The sequence below is a fragment of the Dictyobacter alpinus genome, from assembly GCF_003967575.1.
GTDB lineage: Bacteria > Chloroflexota > Ktedonobacteria > Ktedonobacterales > Ktedonobacteraceae > Dictyobacter > Dictyobacter alpinus.
In genome coordinates this window covers 168,076-186,260 of record NZ_BIFT01000001.1, presented here as the reverse complement: position 1 = coordinate 186,260, position 18,185 = coordinate 168,076, and the positions used below count along the sequence as shown (strand labels likewise).

General features: G+C 49.4%; 15 protein-coding genes. 7 read left to right on the top strand and 8 right to left on the bottom strand.

Annotated elements, in window-relative coordinates; all coding sequences use genetic code 11:
- The first annotated feature begins 125 nt into the window (after positions 1–125).
- On the top strand, positions 126–842 hold the full coding sequence (locus EL633_RS00760; protein ID WP_126625364.1) for a helix-turn-helix domain-containing protein: 717 nt from the start codon (positions 126–128) through the stop codon (positions 840–842).
- Positions 843–918: 76 nt separating this feature from the next.
- The gene (locus tag EL633_RS00755) at positions 919–1,461 is read left to right on the top strand and encodes a dihydrofolate reductase family protein (protein ID WP_126625363.1); all 543 of its coding nucleotides are present in this window, start codon (positions 919–921) and stop codon (positions 1,459–1,461) included.
- Between the two features lie 275 nt (positions 1,462–1,736).
- On the opposite strand, the gene EL633_RS00750 is transcribed toward EL633_RS00755, so the two are convergent.
- On the bottom strand, positions 1,737–3,284 hold the full coding sequence (locus EL633_RS00750; RefSeq protein ID WP_246039061.1) for an AAA family ATPase: 1,548 nt from the start codon (positions 3,282–3,284) through the stop codon (positions 1,737–1,739).
- A 208-nt stretch (positions 3,285–3,492) separates the two neighbouring features.
- The gene (locus tag EL633_RS00745; RefSeq protein WP_126625362.1) at positions 3,493–3,825 is read right to left on the bottom strand and encodes a transposase; all 333 of its coding nucleotides are present in this window, start codon (positions 3,823–3,825) and stop codon (positions 3,493–3,495) included.
- A 398-nt stretch (positions 3,826–4,223) separates the two neighbouring features.
- On the opposite strand from EL633_RS00745, the gene EL633_RS00740 reads away from it, so the two are divergent.
- A complete protein-coding gene (locus EL633_RS00740; RefSeq protein ID WP_126625361.1) occupies positions 4,224–5,369 on the top strand; it encodes a sensor histidine kinase in 1,146 nt (381 codons plus the stop codon).
- A gap of 287 nt (positions 5,370–5,656) precedes the next feature.
- Positions 5,657–6,451, top strand: coding sequence for a hypothetical protein (locus EL633_RS00735; RefSeq protein WP_126625360.1), 795 nt, complete (start codon positions 5,657–5,659; stop codon positions 6,449–6,451).
- A gap of 80 nt (positions 6,452–6,531) precedes the next feature.
- Here EL633_RS00735 and EL633_RS00730 read toward each other — a convergent pair whose 3' ends face one another.
- From EL633_RS00730 to EL633_RS00720, 3 genes are all read right to left on the bottom strand, one after another.
- Positions 6,532–7,383: a 3-hydroxyacyl-CoA dehydrogenase family protein gene (locus tag EL633_RS00730; protein ID WP_126625359.1), complete on the bottom strand. Its 852-nt coding sequence runs from the start codon at positions 7,381–7,383 to the stop codon at positions 6,532–6,534.
- 181 nt (positions 7,384–7,564) lie between these two features.
- Complete coding sequence (locus tag EL633_RS00725; protein ID WP_218027391.1) at positions 7,565–8,209, bottom strand: HIT family protein; 645 nt, start codon at positions 8,207–8,209, stop codon at positions 7,565–7,567.
- A 136-nt stretch (positions 8,210–8,345) separates the two neighbouring features.
- A complete protein-coding gene (locus tag EL633_RS00720) occupies positions 8,346–8,822 on the bottom strand; it encodes a flavin reductase family protein (protein ID WP_126625358.1) in 477 nt (158 codons plus the stop codon).
- A gap of 340 nt (positions 8,823–9,162) precedes the next feature.
- Here EL633_RS00720 and EL633_RS00715 point away from each other — a divergent pair, with 340 nt between their 5' ends.
- Positions 9,163–10,587: a PQQ-dependent sugar dehydrogenase gene (locus EL633_RS00715; RefSeq protein WP_218027390.1), complete on the top strand. Its 1,425-nt coding sequence runs from the start codon at positions 9,163–9,165 to the stop codon at positions 10,585–10,587.
- Between the two features lie 8 nt (positions 10,588–10,595).
- On the opposite strand, the gene EL633_RS00710 is transcribed toward EL633_RS00715, so the two are convergent.
- The 3 genes from EL633_RS00710 to EL633_RS00700 all read right to left on the bottom strand — a co-directional run bounded on the left by EL633_RS00710 (position 10,596) and on the right by EL633_RS00700 (position 12,988).
- Positions 10,596–11,075 (bottom strand): YbaK/EbsC family protein, encoded by a 480-nt coding sequence (locus tag EL633_RS00710; protein WP_126625357.1) that lies wholly within the window; start codon positions 11,073–11,075, stop codon positions 10,596–10,598.
- A 150-nt stretch (positions 11,076–11,225) separates the two neighbouring features.
- The gene (locus EL633_RS00705; protein ID WP_126629294.1) at positions 11,226–12,662 is read right to left on the bottom strand and encodes a CUAEP/CCAEP-tail radical SAM (seleno)protein; all 1,437 of its coding nucleotides are present in this window, start codon (positions 12,660–12,662) and stop codon (positions 11,226–11,228) included.
- Complete coding sequence (locus tag EL633_RS00700) at positions 12,659–12,988, bottom strand: oxidative damage protection protein (protein ID WP_126625356.1); 330 nt, start codon at positions 12,986–12,988, stop codon at positions 12,659–12,661. The genes EL633_RS00705 and EL633_RS00700 overlap by 4 nt, the downstream gene beginning before the upstream one ends.
- Before the next feature lie 303 nt (positions 12,989–13,291).
- Between EL633_RS00700 and EL633_RS00695 the strand changes: the two genes are divergently transcribed.
- Positions 13,292–14,299, top strand: coding sequence for a methionyl-tRNA formyltransferase (locus EL633_RS00695; RefSeq protein WP_126625355.1), 1,008 nt, complete (start codon positions 13,292–13,294; stop codon positions 14,297–14,299).
- A gap of 42 nt (positions 14,300–14,341) precedes the next feature.
- On the top strand, positions 14,342–18,169 hold the full coding sequence (gene smc, locus EL633_RS00690; protein ID WP_126625354.1) for a chromosome segregation protein SMC: 3,828 nt from the start codon (positions 14,342–14,344) through the stop codon (positions 18,167–18,169).
- The last annotated feature ends 16 nt before the right edge of the window (positions 18,170–18,185 follow it).

Genomic DNA, 18,185 nt, shown 5'->3' with positions numbered 1-18,185 from the left:
CAGGTGTGCTGCTTGTTCCTGAGACTCATGAGTGGGATAGATACAGAAGATTGGACCCCCTTCTGTAATCAGAACATTTGTGCTAATATAGAGAACGAATTCAGCCTGGAAGCGGAAGGAGAGATATGATTATATTTGATGAAGAAAGGCCATCGGACTCGCCTTTTGTTGAAAGAATCTGGCGCAGCCATAGCGAGGGTGCAGCTCCGTTTCTCTCGATTGCCGTGAGCCACTGTGAACTGGTGGTCACTAAACTGCATGGCAAGATCACGATGACAGTGCGAGGTCCAGAGACCAAAGCTACGTTTCTTGGGGATAGCCCATCTGACGGGGAGTGGTTTGGCATCCTCTTGAAGTTGGGCACGTTTTTACCGCACCTACCTACCAAAAATCTCCTTGATACAGGGATAACCTTACCTGAAGCGGCAAGCAACACCTTCTGGCTCTCTGGTTCTGCATGGCAATTTCCTACCTATGATAACGCAGACGTCTTTGTGAACCGTCTGGTGCGTTCTGGATTACTGGTTCGCGATCCCATCATCGGGGCCGCCTTACAGGGGCATTACAAAGACCTCTCGCTACGTTCCGTCCAGTATCGCTTCTTACAAGCAACTGGGATCACCCAGAACATGGCTCGCCAGATCGAACGTGCCCGCTATGCCACCCTTCTCCTACAGCAAGGCGTCTCGATCCTTGATACCATTCTGGAGGCGGGATACTACGATCAGCCCCATCTGACAAGATCTCTTCAGCGCTTCATTGGACAGACACCTTCTCAACTCATTCATCATAGCCGAGCAGAGCAACTTTCGTTTTTTTACAAGACAACGCCATTCTCTTGATGTATCATCTTCCTTGTTCTACGACAACAGCTTGTAAATTGCAACCACTAGATAGCATTCACGGATTGGAGAACAGATGAGAAAAATCGTATCAGGTTTGTTTATTGGGCTTGATGGTGTTGTTGAAGCTCCTAATAAATGGCAAGAACACTTCGATGAGGAGATGGGGGAAGCTCTGACGGCACAACTCGCTTCTCAGGATACCGTGCTTCTGGGAAGAGCGACATATGAAGACTGGGCCTCATACTGGCCTACCTCTACTGATGAGCCCTTCGCCAGCTATATTAACAACGTCTCTAAATATGTTGTCTCAAACACTCTGAAAAACGTCGAATGGAACAACTCGACACTTATCAAGGGAAATCTCGCCGAGGAACTGACTTTACTCAAGCAACAAGCTGGCAAGGACATTGGTGTGGCTGGAAGCCCCACACTAGTTCACTCACTCCTTGAACAAGGGCTGCTAGATGAACTGCTCCTGATGGTCCATCCAGCAATTGTGGGGAGTGGAAAGCGCCTTTTCAAAGATGGAGAGAGTCTTAAGAGACTAAAACTTATCTCCACAAAGGCGACCAGTACGGGTACGGTGATCCTCACTTACCAACCGGTAAAGGAATAAAGTAGCAGTCGTTTCGTCGGCTCAATGGCGAGCACGGTGTTATGCGAACGGTGGACATTGGGCACCTGAGGGCTATACTCTGGTCAAAAATGGGGATTTGTGCTATTGTTGATAATACGACATAACAGAGAAAAGCCCCCGCTAGAGCAGGCCTCTCAGGCTGCTCTAGCGGGGGCTTTTCTCTTGAGGGTGTGCAGTTGACATCCACTTTGTTTCTCCACCAAGTTTCGTGAATCAAGATGTACATAAAACCCTCAGACCTGAAGCTCCCCGCGCTAAAGCGGCGGGGGGTCCAACGGTTCATCCCACGCTTTCAGCCGTGCCTGCCATAGCACCACCGCTGACTCTTGTAGGGGTTCCTCTGGACTTTCGGGCAGACGCGCTCTGGCTCGGGTGATACCCAAGCTTCGAGGCAGATCCTGCCTCTCTTTCGCACGTTGGATGAGACGCTCGTGTGCTGCCCCGAGGCGCACTTCCGCACCCTCCCAATACGCTTGGTACTGGGCACACGAGGGAATGGGATCTGCTGGATCGAGATAGGCAGCCAGAAAGGCCGAATACAGGTCGCGTTGGACCGGTCCCACCCCGCAGGCACAGTGATGCCAGCGCTGGGAGAGGGGCTTCTTGACCTTACGACCGCAGCCGTGACACCATTGGCTCAGCGCAGTTGTGCGTGTGGGAACCTCAACAAGGATGCCGCCCGTGCTTGCAACGGTGCGCCTCAACCGATCCACAAACATTCCCGGGGCTCGCAGTCCCACGCTCTTGCCATACTGACGTTGCCACGCTTTGTACGAAATTTTTTCGATGATGATGGTGCTGCCCTGCGCACATACCTGGTGCACCAGACGCCCGTGCAGGCTCTTGCGGTGGGCCGCCAGCTTGCGTTCTCTGCTCGCCTTGCGCCGCCGTGTCACCTGATAGCGGTGACTCTGCTTCCAGTGCCGCTTCCTGCTGCCTTGTGGCTTGATGCGTCCCTGTTCTTCATAGTGCTCGGGATTGCCTGCACGCCGTTGCCGCTCCATCTGCCGCTGCAGACGACGGAGACCACAGCCATCGGGGAGCAGTTCGGCGCAGAAGACCTGCACGCTTGCCTCTCCCTGCCGCGGAACCAGTGCCAGGGTCGAGGGTCCCAGGTCTCCTCCGATGACGCCCTGCCCCATGGCATGCTTGAGTTTGTGGTGGGGCGTTCCCTCCAGGGCCAGTTGCACTACATAGCGGTTCCCGAACGCATCGGCTCCGGCGGCTCGGGGACTACTGGCGGCACGTTGGACGAGGCGAGCATACTTGATGCGGTGCCTGAGCCCATGCACCGCCACCTCATCCTGCCAATCGATGCGGGCAGGGAGCTGGTCCCCGTTCCAGAGCAACTGCCCACCATTCCCTTCCTCAGGCGATTGCAGGACAAAGCGCAGTCCGGTATCATTGCGCTTGTTCTCGATGCTGGAGAAACCACGTCCCCGGCTCTTGAAGCGCACCCGCCTGGCCTGACCCAGGCAGACACGGTTGAGGGCGCGGTAGGCGCGGGTCGCCAGGGTTTGAGCCAGCACGGCCTCGATGTGCTCGGCAATCCAGCCCACGCGCAGCCCTTTGACCGCCTGATGCAGGCCAGCCTCCGTGAATCCATGTGCCTTGAGCACCGCTGCAAAGGCAGCCGCTCGCTCACTCCTTTGGGAAGGAGGCAGGGCACGGGCGTGCTGCCATGCCGGGTCTGCCCGCAAACATCGCAGCCGTTTCTGGCCCTCGGAAAGGATGGCATTGTAGAGCTGACGGGCGGCTTCCAAGTGGGCACGCACGCGAGCGGCTTGCCCGGCATCAACCACTAGTGGCAGTTCAAGCAGAAAGGTGGGCGTGGCTGGCCCTTTTTTGCTGTTTTCGAGGTTCTTGCTGTTTCTTCGTCCGCGTCACGCTACTCGCTCCCTCTACGTGTTCTCAACCCACACGGTGCTATTCTAGCAGAAAGAAAAGAAGAACGCAAGTTCTCATGCCTGGGTGTATTTCATGTTCCCCATTGCTCGTCGATGGGGCGATTCATCCCCGCCATGAATGGACGGGGCTTTCTCGCCATATTCTCTGTAAGAGATCAAAGTTGGTGCGCCCATACATACTCCTCTTGATCAATTTCAACCGATTGATCTGGCCTTCCAGCAAACCATTACCGTAGGTCAAGGTCAATCCAGCGCGCACCGCAGCATAATCCCATTGGACTCCTGAGGCGAAGGACTGCAATGCTGAAAGACTGCTTTCATTGGCTGCACGAAGCCAGTGATCCAGCTGATCTCCTTGATGTTGACGAACCATCTGCCCAAACTCTTGAACCAGATGATAGACCTGCTCCGATGTTGCACTCGCTTGCCGAAGCATTCCAAGTTCCTGCTATTCTTGCTCATCGAGCTCCTCTGGAGGTTTCACCAGCAAGCAGGTGACCCGTTTGTTGGAGAGAAGGAGCTGAATGCTGTGTGGTTTCTGCTTGGAAGATGTCTGGGCACTCAGGTACGTGAGATACCGATGGACTGCACGTTCTGACCCACGATACCCTTGGGCTTTGAGCTCACGGCAGAGCACAGAACCTTTCCGATTTAGCTTTCATATCCCAAGTTTATCTCATCTGACTGGATGTCTCCTTTTCAAACGATCTCCAGTGTTCAGTTATTGACAGATATTTCTAATGCGAACTGGTTGTATATACTCATTTGCAGGTTGCTTATCGTCTTACAAAATTAGGACGAAAGTGTGAAAGGTCAACGAGGTTTTTTATTCGCATGGCTACAGAACCCCCGAAAATCAAAGAGCGGCTTCAATATATTAAGAACAAACTACAGGGTCCTACCTGGCTACGCAGCCCTCTCATGGGATATATCGCAGCTTTTTTGCTTGTTGGTTTTCTGCTGTTGATAGAAAAGGCCGATGAAGGTATCCCTGATGTACCACTCTTCATCGGAACGCCCTTTGGTCTCCTCGCGATTTTGGTTGCTCTGGTATGGGGGACCGGCCCGGCTCTGGTCGCTCTGGGGTTCGGATTGATCGTTGTGATTGAATTTATTTCCCCAAACACTCTTACAACCGATATCCCCCGGGATGTGCTTATCATAGGACCCTTTATTGCCCTCCAACTCACAGCGATTGCGACGGTCGTGCGCTTAGAACAAGCTCATCTAAAACTCAAGCGCAGCCAGCAACAATTGGAACAAGCCAATGCCCTGAAGACCTACGTGCTCGTACGAGCGGCACATGAATTGAAAACACCGTTGACTACTATTATTGGTCGGACGCAATGGCTCTCTTCCCACCTTGACAGGTCTGGCCCAACGCCGGAAAACTGGGCCGCCCTGCAGAGATATTTGGAGGTGACCAGGAAACGTGCATATTATCTGCAAGAGTTAATAGACAGTTTGTTTGATCTGAGCCGTGCATATGTACAAGGGGCTGCTGCGCTCCAGCTTTCCCCGTGTGACCTGGTAACTATCTGTCGCGATGCGGTAGAAGACGTCCAGGCACTTTCGGATCGTTCAATCGATCTCGATTGCCCCCCTTCTCCTCTTCTTCTCCAGGCCGACGAGAAATACCTCGCTCAAGTTCTGATAAATTTATTGAATAACGCAGTGAAATATTCGCCGGAAAACAGTAAAGTTAAGGTGCACGTGCATTCAGAGGACAACTCTTTTCTCCTGCAGGTCCATAATGATAGCCCTACACTTTCACAAGAGCAATTAGAGCGTCTGTTTGAGCCTTTTTATCGTGATCCTGTGGTGGAGCGGGCTGGTCTACCGGGCTGGGGTCTTGGTCTGACGATCAGCAAGCAGTTTGTTGAGCTACATGGCGGGCAACTCTGGGCAGAGCTTTATGCCGACAATGGTATAACATTTCTGGTTAGACTGCCGGCTGATCCAAATGGCCCGATATTGTAGTTTGTTTAGGTGATACATTTATTACCTAAACAAACGTATTCTGAGAGTTTTCCTAACCCCTCTTATGCTGTTTGAGAGAGGAAAGATCTGACATCCACTTGCGCGAACAAAAGAGGATAACATCGATCAATTTTGCACAAGAAATGGAGGAGTTGGAGCGTGATGAGAACGTTGTGGAGGGACTATACTCTGGTCAAAAATGGGGATTTGTGCTATTGTTAAGAGCAGGACAATTTATTGGGAATACTCGTCCTCACAGATCTTAATACATTCTAGAGGAAATGCTTATGGATAGTTCTCTTCAACGTGTGAATCCCGCCATAGACGATAGAGAGAGTGCTCTCGTCTCAGATCATGAGGAGGAGGCACTGGCTACTGAGGAAGAACCGCATGTTCATTTACCTAATCCAAGTTTGTGGCCTGTTTTACTCAGTGTCGCAATTTTGGTGGCGATAATTGGCTTGTTGTTCATTCCCGATGCCCCATGGTTGACGCTGGTTGGCGCTGTCTTCGTCCTTGTCGGTATTCTGGGATGGGCCCTGGAGGATCCGATGGCTGCACCTGAAGAAACATATATTTCTTCTCCGCAGCTAGCTGGAGAGTTGGCAAAATTCCAAATTGGTCAAAGTATCATTGATAGAGATGGTGAGTCGCTGGGTACATTACAGGCTCGACTGGGCAATTATATTCTGGCCGATCGTGGTGGTCTTTCCGTGAAGGTATATTATGTGCCACTCCGTTTTATTGAAAACGAGATTGTTAATAACGTTGTACGTCTGAAGGTCAGTGAAGTTGATCTGCTGAAGCGCAATCTTGATCGCGTACCGGCTGATCTTTATAACGAGACTCCTGAGTTTGGCGTTCCACAGGTTAAAGGCGTGCCAATGTTTGCACGTGGTCCTTTATCTCCTGCAGAGACTGGCCACTACAACTATGGTCCTAACTTTCCTGGCATCAATACTGATGCAGCTGGCTCATATAAACCTGATGAAGTACGACCCGTTCCTCAGCGCTATGTGGGCGATCGCCGTAGTTACAATACGCGTCGATCGTTGCCGCCACGTGTGGCAACCGCAGACTAAAGAAAAAAAGGTTGTGAGCTTAACTCACAACCTTTTTTTATCTACAGATGGCATCCCTGCCGCTTATTCCTCGCACTTATCTATTGATAATCATAAAATCCTTTGCCGCTTTTCTTGCCATAGTGGCCAGATTGCACCATACGTCGCAGGAGTGGTGGTGGAGCATACAGCGGATCTTTATATTCATCATAGATCGCCTCAGCCGCCCAGAGCGTTGTATCCAGTCCTACGTAGTCCAATAGTGTAAAGGGCCCCATTGGATAGCCGCAGCCGAGTTTCATCGCTGTATCAATATCATCGCGAGTTGCCGTGCCATTTTCTAGCATCCGAATGGCTGAGATTAAATAAGGAATCAGCAAGAAATTCACAATAAATCCTGCTGTATCTTTCGCCAGAACTGGTGTCTTGCCCAGTGATTGAGCAAACTGTTGGACAGTAGCGATGGTTTCATCCGAGGTTGAGAGGGTACGCACAATTTCCACTAATTGCATGACTGGTGCTGGATTAAAAAAGTGCAGGCCTGCAACTTTGTCAGGACGTTTGGTGACCGCACCCATTTGAGTAACGCTTAAAGACGAGGTATTGCTGAGGAGTAATGCTTCTGGTTTAAGCAGGCGGTCGAGGGCAGGATAGAGACGTACTTTCTCTTCCATATTCTCGATCACGGCCTCGATGATGAGATCACAATCGGCCAGATCTTCCAGGTTGATGGTACCTTGCAAGTGTTCGCGCGTCTCTGCTGCCTGCTGTGCAGTTAACTTTCCCTTCCCTTCCATCTTTTTCCACGCAGCCTCAATACGGGCCATTCCCTTATCCAGAAACTCCTGATTGATCTCGCGTACGATAGTAGTATAACCAGCCTGGGCGCAGGTCTGGGCGATTCCCCCACCCATTAGTCCGCATCCGATAACGCCAACTTTGCGAATCTCCATTGATGTAATCTCCTTAGGTTACAAATAGTGTTACTGAGATATGTTGAAAGAAAGAATATATCCAGTATGTATAGGTGAATATGTGCAAAAGCACACGATTATTATTATACGCTTTTTTTGAAGAGCGTGCGTAGCTATGAACGAGCATTGAAGCCATGGGTCAAATTTAAGCGTTCTTCAGTTACCTGTTCTGTTGAAACTCCTGCCATTTGTGCATAACAGAGGCAATGAGAGGTTTGCCTTCAATCTGTCGTTCCTGTGATAGCCGCCATTGTTTATATGTGCTATGGGCTGTGACCATAGGCCCTAATTCATTTTTGACAATAAAGTTATAGTCGTCCGCCTCTGGTGGAAAGATCCAGCCATGTTGTGAGTCTCCCAGATAAAAATATTCCCCTTTTTCTTGATGCCAGTCACGAATCTTCTCCTGCCTATCTACCAATTGACCACGACCTGGCTGTTTGTTGGCATAGGTAAGTGGTCCGATGGGGAAGCAGTGTAAGTGAGCGTGAAAGACTGTCTGATGGAAAATGCCATGTTCCCAATAGACTGGATTGACATAGGTGAGTTTGAAGAAGCGTTCCACCTCTTGTTTGATTTCAAACAGTTCATCGTCCAACGCTGCGGGCACATCTCCATAGCAGGTATAGTGCTGTTTAGGAATAATTAACAGGTGGCCCTCAATCAGAGGGGCATGGTCAGCTACCAATCGAAAGTTGGGTGTCTGTTTCATGACTAATTGTGCAATTGCATTCACCTGGCAAAAAGGACATTCTGAATTGAATTTTTCCATGGTCTTTATCGAGACGCTACTCTCGTCTTGCATGCAGGTAACTCCTTTTTTCTGCGTTTTCTCGTAAGGATAGAGAATATCTCTCTATAACATATATAGCTGTGGCTGATGGCGGGACAAGTATCAAAAATACAAATACCTGTCACCACCAACATTTCTACGGACCTTTTTAGCCAGCATGACGAAAGCCCGCCTCGTTCATCGTTAAAGATGTCCCTTCAGCGAGCACACCTGCATCAATAACTTCGGCAATACATAAGGTAGAATCGCCTGCCGGCACCATGTTGCGTACCTCACAGGCTACCCATGAGAGTGCAGCGTCTAAGATTGGATAACGGTTATCTTGTAGGTGATAGGCAATATCTGTAAGTTTGTCAGGATTCTTATTGTAAGAGCGACCAAGCTGGCCGGCCAGCTCACGCTGTCCTGTACGAAGAACATTGATGGTAAAGGTCTGAGTTTGTTTAATCATTGCCAGTGATCTGGCATTGTTTTCGATCGAGACGGCAATCAGTGGCGGTTCAAAAGAGACTTGTGTGAGCCAGTTGGCGGTAAATGCGTTTACCACCTCATTCTCTTTGCTCATAATAACATAGAGTCCGTACGTAAATGCGCGCAAGGCCTGCTTTTTTGTGGCTGGGTCCATGAAATTACCTCGTTTCTGGCTTATAGATGTCTTATCTCATTGTAGCTCTCAATGTGGGAAGTATCCACCCAGTGTTGAGTTATCACAACAGCTTCATCTCTTTTTACGGTTGTACAACGCCAGGGGTAGACATAGAAAAGAGCATGCAATCTGCTGGTGAAGCTCTTTTGTTGTATGTGGTACTTTGCTGCTATATTGAGTACAAGGGTGCAGAAAAATAAGTTATAGTAGGCAGGGAATGCAGCAGATTAAGAGGGTTAGATACTGATAAGTGCTTTTTGGGTTGTTTTGCTTTTTTGACTCGATGAGTTTAGTGATTTTGAAAGAGGAGCCTGATACTGTGCGGAAATATTCACGTATTGTTAGCATGACCGCTTTATGGTTTTGTGTGGCTTTACTATTTAGTAGTTGTGGTGAGAGTAGCAGTTCTACTAATACTCAACCAACAGCAAGTAGCCCAACGGCAACACCACAGGCAACTGCAACGGTGCAGTTTGAGCAGAAGACAAAAAAAAGATCAGCGGTCTCAGAGATTCTGACACAGCCGAGTCAAGGTAGCCAACGTGTCAAAGTGTTAACGCCAGCTGCGATGCGAAGTGGAGTTTTTGAACAGGATCGTTATTTAAATATTCCACCACATATGCAAATAGCTGTTTATAGCCGCATTCCTAAGGCCCGCTTTATGGCGACGACGCCAGATGGTGACCTGCTTGTCTCTGTACCCGATGAAGGAAAAATTGTCCTGGTTCGGGCCTCACAGCAAGGTGATCCTGTTATGTCGGACTTTGTCACGGGTTTGCGCCGGCCACATGATATGGTTTTTCATACGATAGGCCAGCAAACATATCTTTATATTTCTGAGACCAATCAGGTGAATCGTTTCCTGTATCAAAAAGGTGATACCCAGGCGCATGATCGGCAGGTTGTTGTCGCTAATTTGCCAGATAGCAGTACAGGAGAATTGCGTGGGGCTTATGGCCATGAATTGAAGAACATCGCTTTGGATAGCAATCACAAGCTGTATGTATCGATTGCCTCGACCTGTAACGCCTGTCTGGCTGATACACAGAGTAATCCTTTGCGTGGAGCAATCTATCAATATAACGCTGACGGGACGCAAGGTAAACTTTATGCACATGGCTTGCGTAATGCTGAGGGTTTAGCTTTTGTTCCAGGCACGGATGATCTCTGGGCGGCGGTCAATAATCGTGACAACATATTGTATCCACATCAGGATGCTACTGGTCAGTATGGTCAGAGGATTCCAGCCTATGTAGATAATCATCCGCCCGAAGAATTTACCAGGGTTCGAGATGGAGCTAACTATGGCTGGCCGTTCTGTAATCCCAATCCAGATCAAGGTGTCAATCAGATGCCTTTTGATCGCGATGTTCAATTTAATGCAGATGGGCATGTCAATTGTAGCCAGATGACGCGCATTGATAAAGGCATTCAGGCCCACTCAGCACCTCTGGGATTGACATTCCTGCAAGATCCGTTGGCGATGAATTCACAACGTACAGGAGCATTAATTAGTCTGCATGGTTCCTGGAATCGTACACAGCCAACTGGCTATAAAGTTGCTTACTTTCCCTGGAATACCCAATCACAGCAGCCAGGACAGCAGATCGATCTGGTGACAGGTTGGAATGATAACGCTAATATCTGGGGACGTCCGGTGGATACCGCCATTGATCATCAGGGAAATATCTTTATCTCAGATGATAATAGCGGTACCATTTATAAAATGTCTTATAATGCCTAGCTTCTTTATTACGAGATAGAGACTACCTGGCCCTGGGTCATCTGCTGGAGCTCTTGAGGAGTTAATTGAAAAACTGCAAAGGGAGTGCCAGCAGCAGCCCAGATCTGCTCATACTGTAAAAGATCGGAGTCGATAAAGGTGAGCAGTGGCTCTGGATGTCCCAGGGGGGCGACACCACCTACAGCATAGCCGGTATGCTGGCGCACAAAATCTGGATCAGCGCGCACAATAGGTTCGCCAACTAGCTGTCCCAGCAGTTTCTCATTGACCCGATTAGAGCCGCTGGCTACTACCAGAACTGGCCTGGACGTATTTTTCGTCATAAAAATGAGCGATTTTACGATCTGGGCCACCTGGCAACCGATAGCCTGGGCCGCTTCTTGAGCCGTACGCGAGGATGCGGAAAGTTCCACCACCTGTGATGAATAGCCTTGCGCCTGCAAGGTGTCCTGTACAAATTTCGCGCGAGCCTTCATTTCCTGCGCCATTACGAGTTCCTCCTATTTCATTTCACCGCTTTTGTGATTATAGATACGATTGAGACGAAAAAAGTAACAAGAAACGAGTTATGGGGGAGATCCGTCTTCCTGTAGGAAGCGTATCATCCATAGAACCATAACTCGTTTCTTGGGTTGCGATCAGGCCCGTTTAGCACAGAGTTGATTACTGGTTGGTTCCGCGCAGCAGAACCAGGACTCTGTTAGATGCGGTAAGTCTTTGCGCTCTCCATATTGGCGCATAGCTTTGAAGGCTGAAAGCTTCTCACCCTTAAAAGCGAGCGCTTTGGCCTTGATCTGGAAAAAAGTCATGATCGCGTCAGAACCCATCTGGTCTGCCTGTTCTACCAGGATCGCTACTTGCTTCTGTAGTTCATCCATGCGTGGATCAGGATGGCTCCAGCGATAACCGAAGGCGGTTGGATCGAGTTCGCCGATCCATTGCTCGCTTTCCGGTGTATCCAGGTGGGCAGAACCTGGAGGAATGAGAAGGCGGATCGAAAGATGGACAGGATCAATATGCTCGATAAAATGGCCGGCTTCAAAGAAGTTAAGTAGCTCAATATAGCTTTCAAGCGTTTCCCAGGGTGTAAATGGGAGCAGGGAAGGGCGCAACGTAATACCGACGCGTTCCATTTCTGCAAAGGCCGCTGCTACATCGGCGGCTGTGTGGTTTTTGGCTAGCTGCTCAAGCACGGTATTGTTGAGAGACTCTACCGCTGAGACCACGAACACACAGCCGAGCTCTTTCATTTCTGGTAGGAGTTGTCGATGTTTGAGTAAATGCTCAATTTTAATGGTGGCATCGAACGTCAGCTCAGGAAATTCCTGGTGCATAGCACGTGTAATGCGCAGTGCATGGGTTGGTCCATTCCAGAAATCTGGATCGCCAAACGTAATATGTTGGGCTCCCTGCGCTACCTGGGCACGGATATCAGCCAGTACAATCTCGGCTGGCACCGCAAAGAAACGGCCATGGTAGATTGGAGTAACCGGACAATGGACACAGGTATGCTTACAGCCGCGTGTCGCCTCGGTATAGCCTACCACGTGTGTCTCGGTGCCTTGTTCCATCCGTGCATAACGTTCCAACGCAGGTAAACCACTACGTTCAGGAACCACAAAAGGTGTGCGTTGAATCCAGGGACCGCTAACATGTCCACGGCTATAGACACCAGGGGTCGCTTCGTCCTTTTCCTGTTCAAAGGCAGCAATCAACTGGCATAGTGGTACCTCATATTCACCACCGATTGCAGCATCTATCGCGCCTTGTTGCAATAAATGATCGGCATTGAGCAAGGCATAGAGTCCATATAAACAAATATAGGCAGTGGGATTGAGCGTGCGAATCCGTTGCGCAATCTGTTCCCCTAGTCGCATCGCTGTATGCATAGGGACTGAGATCGCCACGAAGCGTGCCTGATTGATTGTTTCATCTGAGAGTGCATCTAGTGCTGTATCCACACAGACAGGAAGATAGTCGGCCTGCTCAAGCATGGCCGACAATGATGCAAGATGAAAAGGTTGATGCCCTAATTCATAGCAGGAGATCAAAAGAATGTCTCCGCGTTTTTTTATTTCTTTCGTGGTGCTCCTCCTCCTCCTTTGCGCTGTGGACCTGGTCCACCTGCTCCAGCAGCTTCTGGCGTCCATCCTTCTGGCATAGCAGAATCCCTGCCAAAAAAGAATTCTTCCATTTGTTCGCGCAAAATCTTACGTGACTCAGGATCGGCCATGTTCAGACCATAGTGGTTGATAATCAACACCTGCTGAGCCGGCCACATGTCGTAAGCTTGTTTTGAAATTTGTTCGTAAATGCGTTGCCCAAGCTTGCCTGGGAATGGAGGCTTGTCCAGGCCTGGGAGCTCGCGTTGTAACTTCACACAATAAACTATTCTTGGCATATGAAATGTCTCCCATAGTTAAGGTATACCTAAGACCATTGAGCAGCTCGCACTTGCCGTTAATGGAAAACGTTAGTCAATGCCCCATGACATATCCTTCTTGTTATTGTACTATGTCGACGGGTATGATTGCTTGCATTTTTCAATCTAAACTCTGAAAGAAATTCTGGTAATCATAATAGAGGGCTGTATGAACAATTAAGCAAGCGTTTGACATTGGGTGAGCGATTTGCTACTATCATTTAGAACTTTTGTTTGTCTAAAGGATTAAAGCAAGCAAAATGCTAGAATGGAATAAATAACATGGATGAGACTTCTCAAGCGCTACAACAGCCACAAGAAGCTCCTACATCAAAAAGCATAGAGCCATATCAGCAAAGTTTGCGCATCATATTCTTTGGCATGGAGTGTGATTTCTCCTTACCTGTCCTGGAGACTTTACTACGTAACAACATACACATATCGGCGATAGTTATTCCTTCAAATGAAAGCCAGTTACCAGGTATCCATGTGTCGCCAGCTATATCACTGAAGCAACCACCACGTCCACAGAGAGGTATGTTGCCAATGATGACTGGTGCCACGCCTTCGCTTGTGCAGCTTGCCTGGACGCACGGTATTCCTATCTGGCAGGTAAGTAAACTCAATGCTCCAGAAACTTTTGAAAAGCTTGCGGCATATCAGCCGGACCTGTTATGTGTGGCCTGTTTCTCCAAAATCATCCCTCATTCAATCCTGGACCTGCCAGCATTGGGGTGCATCAATGTTCATCCCTCAATGTTACCGGCAAATCGAGGTCCGCTACCGTTATTCTGGACCTTTTATGAGGGCCAGGCAAGTACTGGTGTGACCATCCATCGCATGACCGAGAAGCTTGATAGTGGTCCGATTCTGGAGCAGGAAGAGATCCCAGTTCCTGAAGGGATCAGTTATACAGAACTGGAATTGTTGTGTGCGCAACGAGGTGGTCGGTTGCTGGTGAATGTGATAGAGAAGCTTGCGGCAGGGAAGAGTTATGAAGAGCCGCAAGATGAGAGGCAGGCCAGTTATCATTCCTATCCTACTGATGATGATTACGTTGTGAATGCACACGATTGGCCGGTCCTGCATTTATATAATTTCATCTGTGGAGTGGCCAGTGAAGAGAGGCCCGTTGAAATACTGACCTCCAATCACTATCTTCTTGCCACCGCTGCGATTTCGTATAGTTGTGAGGGCAAAGAGACGGATATAGATGGTATACAGCAAGATGGTCATGGTAGTGGAACAATTCTCTGCCGAGACGGCTGGCTACGAGTATACTGTAGATAACAATAGTGGCAACATATTTCAGGAAGAGGATAAAGCCAGGCGGTGTATCTCAAACGATTAGAAATGCTAGGGTTTAAGAGCTTTGCCTCTCGAACCTTTCTCGAATTTAGTCCTGGTATCACGGCGGTGGTGGGGCCAAACGGAGCGGGAAAATCCAACGTGGCGGACTCTATGCGCTGGGTATTGGGTGAGCAAAGTATGCGGCAGTTGCGGGGAAAGAAGAGCGACGATATTATTTTTGCTGGTGGCCAGGGAAAAGCGGCACTGGGGATGGCAGAGGTCTCGCTTACACTTGATAACAGCACTGGCTGGGTACCCTCAGAATATAGTGAAATCACGGTAACGCGACGTAGTTATCGTTCAGGCGAGAATGAATATTTAATCAACAAACAGAAGGTGCGCCTGAAAGATGTGCTGCTACTGTTAGCGCAGGCACGTATTGGTCATGATTCTTATACGGTAGTTGGCCAGGGATTGATTGATGCCGCGTTGAGCCTGCGTGCCGAAGAACGGCGTGCTCTCTTTGAAGATGCTGCCGGTATACGTCCTTTTCAGGTGCAGCGTACCGATGCCGAAAACCGCTTAAAGCAAACCGAGCAAAACATTGAACGCTTGCGTGATATTGTCAGTGAAATTGAGCCGCGTTTAGCTCCACTGGCGGAACAAGCCAAGCGAGCCGTAGAGTATGCGCAATTAAATAACGAGCTCCAGGAGGTTCTGCTGGCCTGGTATAGTTTGCAATGGCGGCGGCTATGCAACACACGTGAGTCCGCTGCCCTCGCCGAGCGAGAGCAAGGACAGCGGGTACGCCAGGGAGAACTGGCATTACAGACCTTGAATGAACAAGCGCAGGCATTAAGAGGGCAACGGCAGCAATTCCAGAAGCGTATCAGCGAGGCTAGAATTGCCTGTGACCGGGCCAATGAGCATGTTCAAAAGTTAGAGCGTGATCAGGCGGTGAATGCAGAGCGGCTGGGTGGAATAGAGCGCCAGCGCCATGAAGCACAGGCAGAAGAACGTCGGCTGCGTGAGCGTTCAATTGCGCTCCAAAAACAATTAATTGATCTAGAAGAACAATGTGACCTTGCCGATGAAGCTTTAGATAATGATGCAACACAACTGGCTGGCCTCGAAGGGAAAGTGGCCCAGGCCCAGAAAGAATATGAGCTAGATGAGCGTCGTTTACGCTCCGCTCAAAGTGATTTGATGCAAGTTCAAGCGCGTCTGGGTTCTACCCAATCCGAGCTTGGTCGTTTGCAAAAGCAACTTGGGGAACGAAACCGTACCCTGGCGGCCCGCCGCGACACGATTTCTCAAGCTCGACAATCTGTGCGTACTTTAGAGACACGACTGGTAGAGGAGAGAGGTCGTTTGGATGGAGTGAAAGGTGAAGAGCAGCAACTCATCCAGCAGAAACAAAGCATCACAAAAACCATCGCAGACGCCCAGCAAGAAATGGATCGGATGAAAGGCACGCTCACAGAAGCTGAGCGCCGCAAACGTACTACTATAGATCGCCTGAACATGCTGAAAAACTGGCGACAGAGTTTAAGTGGCTATAGTGATGGTGTACGTGTCCTGCTCAAAGCGCCGCAGGAAAAAGTTTCTGGCATTATCGGTCCTGTTCCTCAATTATGTGTGGTTACCGATGGCATGGATATGGCTCTGGAAGCGGCCCTGGGTCCATATATGCAAGCTGTAGTTGTACAGACGCTAACTGATGCCCAACGTGGTCTAGCGTACCTCCAACAGTCACGTTCAGGTCGAGCTATGATTGTCTGGCGGCAACGTTTAGATGAAGATGAAGACTATGATGACGACGATCTCTCAGAAGTACGAGATATCCAGGATCAAGTGGAAGAACATGTCCTGCAGCGCTATCTGGAAACTGTGCCAGAGCTGCAGCCGCGTATATTAGGATTTGCCTGGAAGCATATTCAATGTGAGCCACGTTTTATATCCTTATTTCATCGTCTTTTGCATGGGGTAGTGATTACTCATGATTTAGCGTCTGCTCAGGAATTACTCGCCTGGGGCCTTGAACTAACAGCCTCATCTGATAGTGATCTACCTTTCACCTCTCTGGTCACTATGGTCGGTGAGACTCTGCATCTTGATGGCTGGTTGACAGGGGGAAGTGGAAAGGAAGGCAACCAGCAAGGATTACTGGGTCATGAGCGTGAGCTACGTGAATTGCCCAGGGATCTTGAAGAGATCAATACAATGATTGAGCAGTTGCATAACATGGTGAGCGAAGCCCAGCGTAAACAAGAAGGTCGGCGGGTTGAGTTAAACGCTTGTGATAAAGCACTGCAAAAAATCACCACCCGTATAACTGAACTGAATAAGATTCTAACTGGCTCTCAGCGCGAGCTTGAACGTGTGCAAACTGAAATTAAGCTGGCGGCCTCGGTTGAGCAGCAACTAACAGCAGAAGTGGCTGGATTAGAGCAAGAACTTGGGGCCGTCCAGGAACGTGTGCGCAACCATGAAAAATCTCAACGTGAGATGACGGGGCTGGTAGAAGAGTTGCAGTATGAAATAGAAGAGCGTGCAATCAGTTATCGGCGCCAGCAGGATGAACTTGGTCGAGCACGAACCGCACTGGCAGTGAAGCGGCAAGAGGCTCGCTCGCTACGTCAGCAACACGCAAATCTTCAGGCCCAGGCTCAGGATCGTAAAGCGCAGGTACAACAACAGGTTGTACGTATTAGAGAAACAGAGCAAAAGCACCAGGAGCTGGTAAATACCATTGAGCAGCAGCGGGTGAGCCTGGAGTTAGCCTTACAGAGTGCACAAACCTTCACCCAGGATTTGCATGTGATTGAGGATAAACTGGCTGAGATTGACCAGCAAATCCTGCTACAGGAACAGCAGAGAAGTAAAATACAGCAGACAGCTAAAGAGCAGGAGGCAGTTTATCGGCGTGCCTTGTTGGATAGTCAGAAGGCCAGAGATGCCGTTGATGTTCTTTTGAATCAGTTGCAAGAGGAAATGGGGATTACTGATCCCAATGAACTATTGCAAGATGAGCAATCCTCTAGCGATAAGCAAGTGGAAAATCCTGCTGTTATAGGATCGCCCAGTGGTCGTGGCACACAAACGGCTATGGCACAGAATGGAGCATATACGCAGGTAGATATGCTTGAGCAATTGACTGAGGAAGAAGAGGTACAACTACGCAGATATCGACGACGCATCGAGACATTGCGAGCTCGCCTTAAAGTCATGGGTGGTAGCGATATCAATGCACCTCAAATTTATGAAGAGACGCGGACGCGCTACGAATTTCTTTCATCTCAGATAGCTGATATGCAACAGGCTGCGCAGCAATTGTATGCGATTATCGGGCAGCTGGATATTACGATGGCCAGGCAGTTTGAAGAAACTTTCCAGGCAGTGGATACCCGTTTTAAAGAACACTTCACCACGCTCTTTAATGGCGGTACGGCCAGACTGGAGTTAATTGCAGCCAGACGTAGCGAAGAAGAGGATGTGCCATCTTCGATTATGCCCGCCGGCGTCGATGTGATCGTGCAGCCGCCCGGCAAAAAAGTGCAGGACCTCTCCCTGCTCTCGGGGGGAGAGCGCGCGCTTGTCTCAGCGGCACTCCTCTTCTCGCTGCTGGAAATCAATCCACCACCCTTTTGTTTGCTGGATGAAGTGGATGCAGCCCTGGATGAATCAAATGTGACGCGATTCTGCGATATCTTAAAGCGTCTGGCCCAGCGTACCCAGTTTATTGTGATCACCCATAATCGTGTCACCATGACGGTCGCGCAGGCTATCTATGGCGTAACTATGCGTGAGAGTGCCTCTCGCCTTCTCTCGTTACGGCTGGATCAGGTGCCTGTTCCAGCTGGGCAATAAAATGTGCATAAAGGAT

What these genes read in the sequence shown, in the direction of transcription:
- EL633_RS00760 (WP_126625364.1), top strand. Translation starts at nt 126, where the DNA reads ATGATTATATTTGATGAAGAAAGGCCATCGGACTCGCCTTTTGTTGAA.
- EL633_RS00755 (WP_126625363.1), top strand. Translation starts at nt 919, where the DNA reads ATGAGAAAAATCGTATCAGGTTTGTTTATTGGGCTTGATGGTGTTGTT.
- EL633_RS00745 (WP_126625362.1), bottom strand. Translation starts at nt 3,825, where the DNA reads ATGCTTCGGCAAGCGAGTGCAACATCGGAGCAGGTCTATCATCTGGTT.
- EL633_RS00740 (WP_126625361.1), top strand. Translation starts at nt 4,224, where the DNA reads ATGGCTACAGAACCCCCGAAAATCAAAGAGCGGCTTCAATATATTAAG.
- EL633_RS00735 (WP_126625360.1), top strand. Translation starts at nt 5,657, where the DNA reads ATGGATAGTTCTCTTCAACGTGTGAATCCCGCCATAGACGATAGAGAG.
- EL633_RS00730 (WP_126625359.1), bottom strand. Translation starts at nt 7,383, where the DNA reads ATGGAGATTCGCAAAGTTGGCGTTATCGGATGCGGACTAATGGGTGGG.
- EL633_RS00725 (WP_218027391.1), bottom strand. Translation starts at nt 8,209, where the DNA reads ATGCAAGACGAGAGTAGCGTCTCGATAAAGACCATGGAAAAATTCAAT.
- EL633_RS00720 (WP_126625358.1), bottom strand. Translation starts at nt 8,822, where the DNA reads ATGGACCCAGCCACAAAAAAGCAGGCCTTGCGCGCATTTACGTACGGA.
- EL633_RS00710 (WP_126625357.1), bottom strand. Translation starts at nt 11,075, where the DNA reads ATGGCGCAGGAAATGAAGGCTCGCGCGAAATTTGTACAGGACACCTTG.
- EL633_RS00700 (WP_126625356.1), bottom strand. Translation starts at nt 12,988, where the DNA reads ATGCCAAGAATAGTTTATTGTGTGAAGTTACAACGCGAGCTCCCAGGC.
- EL633_RS00695 (WP_126625355.1), top strand. Translation starts at nt 13,292, where the DNA reads ATGGATGAGACTTCTCAAGCGCTACAACAGCCACAAGAAGCTCCTACA.